Source organism: Microvirga rosea, assembly GCF_020595095.1.
Lineage (GTDB): Bacteria > Pseudomonadota > Alphaproteobacteria > Rhizobiales > Beijerinckiaceae > Microvirga > Microvirga rosea.
In genome coordinates this window covers 1-3,060 of sequence record NZ_JAJDOP010000032.1, presented here as the reverse complement: position 1 = coordinate 3,060, position 3,060 = coordinate 1, and the positions used below count along the sequence as shown (strand labels likewise).

General features: G+C 57.7%; 2 protein-coding genes and 1 pseudogene. All 3 read right to left on the bottom strand.

Going from position 1 to position 3,060, the window contains the following annotated elements; all coding sequences use genetic code 11:
- Nucleotides 1-494, bottom strand: a pseudogene (gene gatB, locus LJD17_RS23900) (Asp-tRNA(Asn)/Glu-tRNA(Gln) amidotransferase subunit GatB); the annotation flags it as partial.
- A 285-nt stretch (nt 495-779) separates the two neighbouring features.
- Nucleotides 780-1,430, bottom strand: coding sequence for an SEL1-like repeat protein (locus LJD17_RS23895; protein ID WP_227386751.1), 651 nt, complete (start codon nt 1,428-1,430; stop codon nt 780-782).
- 1,499 nt (nt 1,431-2,929) lie between these two features.
- Nucleotides 2,930-3,060: helix-turn-helix domain-containing protein (locus tag LJD17_RS23890; protein WP_264478509.1), on the bottom strand; the 131-nt coding region annotated here is incomplete at its 5' end.

The window sequence follows — 3,060 nt, the reverse complement described above, 5'->3', positions numbered from 1 at the left end:
ACCCCCGAGCGGTTGAGATCGACGAAGCTCATGGTGGGGTGCAGGTCGTGGATGGACTTGCCGGCATCCTGCTCGAGATGGAGACGCTCGACGCCCACCGTGATCGTTTCGCCGGTCTCCGGCACGTCCACGATCACCTGTCCTTCGCCGACGATCGGGCTCTTGTACTGGCTGATCTGGTAGCCCTGGGGCAAGTCCGGATAAAAATAGTTCTTCCGGTCGAACGTGCTCTTGAGGTTGATCTGCGCCTTCAGGCCGAGGCCCGTGCGGATCGCTTGGCGCACGCATTCCTCGTTGATGACCGGCAGCATCCCGGGCATGGCGGCGTCCACCAGGGAAACGTGGCTGTTCGGGTCGCCGCCGAAGGCCGTGGATGCGCCGGAGAACAGCTTCGCTTGGCTGGTCACCTGGGCATGGATTTCCATGCCGATGACGATTTCCCAATCGCCTGTCGCACCTTTGATGAGCTTCTTGGGGTTCACCGGAGCGTTCATGAGCCTTGCGCCTTCAATCTTTTGCGTTTCCTGCCCGGAGTAAGAGCGACGCGGAACCGGGTCAACCCCTTTCGAGATGAACAAGCGTTTAGGCACTTAAACCAATCGTTAAGATTAAGGCGACTGACTGGAAGGATCGTGTCGACGGCCCATGCGGGCAAGGCGAGCAAGTGCGTCGGTATGATTCTGCCTAAGCTGGTCCCGAACAGGGCAAAGCCGCAGAGTACGAGGGTAACCTGTGGAAGGCCGACGAGCTGCCCTTTTTGACTGGAGACCGTTCACTGCTCACGCGGCATCTCGTTCCTCCTCGTCCCTAACAGTGATAAGTTCTTCTAGGAAGGTGAGGAAGTCAGGGTCCATTTCGACGGCACCCGTACGATAGAGATTCACCAGGTGGTGTAGCGGTGTCAGTTCTAAGCTCTGCGCCGCACGGTGGAAGAGCGCAGCCGCCATAGTGGGATCTGGGTCGCAACCGAGGCCGTCGCGGGCCATCACGGCAAGGTTGTTGATTGCGGGCCAATACGAGGGGTCTACGTCAACCGCTCGTTCGAAATATCTCCGAGCTAACCCGAAGTCGACACCTGGGAACTTGATCCAGTCGGGATAGTCCTTCACACGCCATGCGAAAGAGAGTGCGAAGCCGATGGAATTCAGGGTGTCTGCAGAGAGCGGTTCACCTTTTGCGGCGGCCTCGACGCACTCATCGGTCCGCGTCCAGGCCGGTACGGTGACTGTCAACTCTGTTATAGAGCCGTTCGGCTCAACTACCGGTCGGGAGATCTCGATGCAGTCGGCGTCGCCGAGGAGCCAGCGCCACCGCGCTGGCCCGTGCAATACCTCTGCTGGTACTTGTAGGAACTTACCCGGAAAGCGCTCGATCTTTGGCATTATGACGCGGCGGGCAGGGCCATCTCCATCGCCAGACTTCTCTGGCAAGAACGGTCGCCACTCATCACGACGAAGAAGGCGTGCTGGGGGCTCAGGCTGGGGATGCAGCGGCGGCATTACCGGTTGGCGCATTCCCCCGCGGATCCATCGGTCGGTGCAAGGATGCTTCGGCCACGGGGGCCCCAAATCATCGAAGAAGACGCGCCCACCATTAGAGAACTGGCAGAAGAATACAACAGCATCGCAGACTGGACAGCGGGCGTTTGGAGTAGTGTAGGTCGCATGATTCCGGGCGGTTCGCCATTCCAGACCTGTTGGGACAGGAATAGCCCGGAAGCCACCTCTGGTCCCTCCTCCGCCTGTATCGCCGCCCCACCCGCAGTTGCAGCTCGCAGAGTGATTCCACGCGTTGCAGCCCATAGCACGCCTCCCACTGAGGAGCGTACATATGCATAAGCAAATCGTCGAGCTTCTTGTGTGCGGAGAACCTGGCTTGTACGCCCTACGATGTCAGGCAGAAACTTTACGGTTCGACGTGGTACCTTGGTGGTACTATAACGCTTCTTAGCGCTGCCGGTATCTGCGCTAAGTCTCTGAGATATATGGTGAGCGCGCTGGGACTCAAACCCAGGACCCTCTGATTAAAAGTCAGAGGCTTATTCGGCTGGAACTCAAAAAATCCTCGAGTGTTGCAGGTTTTTACTTGTAGCTTTCGCGGTAGATCACGATGACCTGCCGGCAACTCAAAATAACCTGACGCCAGATCATAATGATCTATGTTCGAACGTGTCACTGTTCGATCCCGGCGTTACAAAGATTGAGTCAAACGTGTCAATGTCTTGTTCGGACGTGTCGAACCCTTAGCGAGACGTGTCAAGGTTCCATTCGGAAGTTACTATATTCCGGTCCGGCGTTGCACAGTTCAAGTCAAAGGTGTTTTCTCACCCGGTGGATGCTGCACTTCACCGATTTTTGCATCGGTTAACCCGGACACAGCAATTTTGAGCTGCGCGTGCGCGGGGTGAGAGCGCCTCAAGGAGTCGTTGAGGTTGCGGTAGTTTGCAATCGAGAGATCGATGGACCGAGCAGCTCCGGTGCATCCAGGATAAAGGACACTCGGCATTGCGCGTCCTCATGCAGTCCGCAACGGGCTATCTGTTGCAAAAGAGCATTGTCCTGAAAAGTGTTACCAGTTTTTGATCGAGCGTTATCGAGAGATGGAGTAACGGGGGGCCAGACGGGGGTCTCAAATCCGACCGTTTTGTGGACTTGTTTTGATGGAGTTCAACGAAGGCTTCGAACGGTTGCCATCGCAAATTGCGCCTTTGCGGTCGCGCGGCTGTCTCTTGGAGAGGCGCTTCGGAGACTTCAACCACATTTGTGCATCACGAGCCACGATCTGGCCCTGATCGGAATAGGCCAGAGAAGGCTCTGGAAATCATTCGACAAAGGAAACGGAGTAAATGATCGCGCCGGGATCTTGCGCAGTGAGCGCCTTGGCGAACGTCCCTGTTGTCTAACCCGCCCTAAGACACGTTGAGGCGCGCTTATACGATGCCCCAGGCGCGGTAGCGGGTGCGGCCGGTGAGCTCGCGCGGGCGGGCGCCGCCGAGCTGGGCCAGCATCAGGTCGACGGCCTTGGGCGTGACCTTCAGCAGCTTGGCGCCGAGGGGTACTG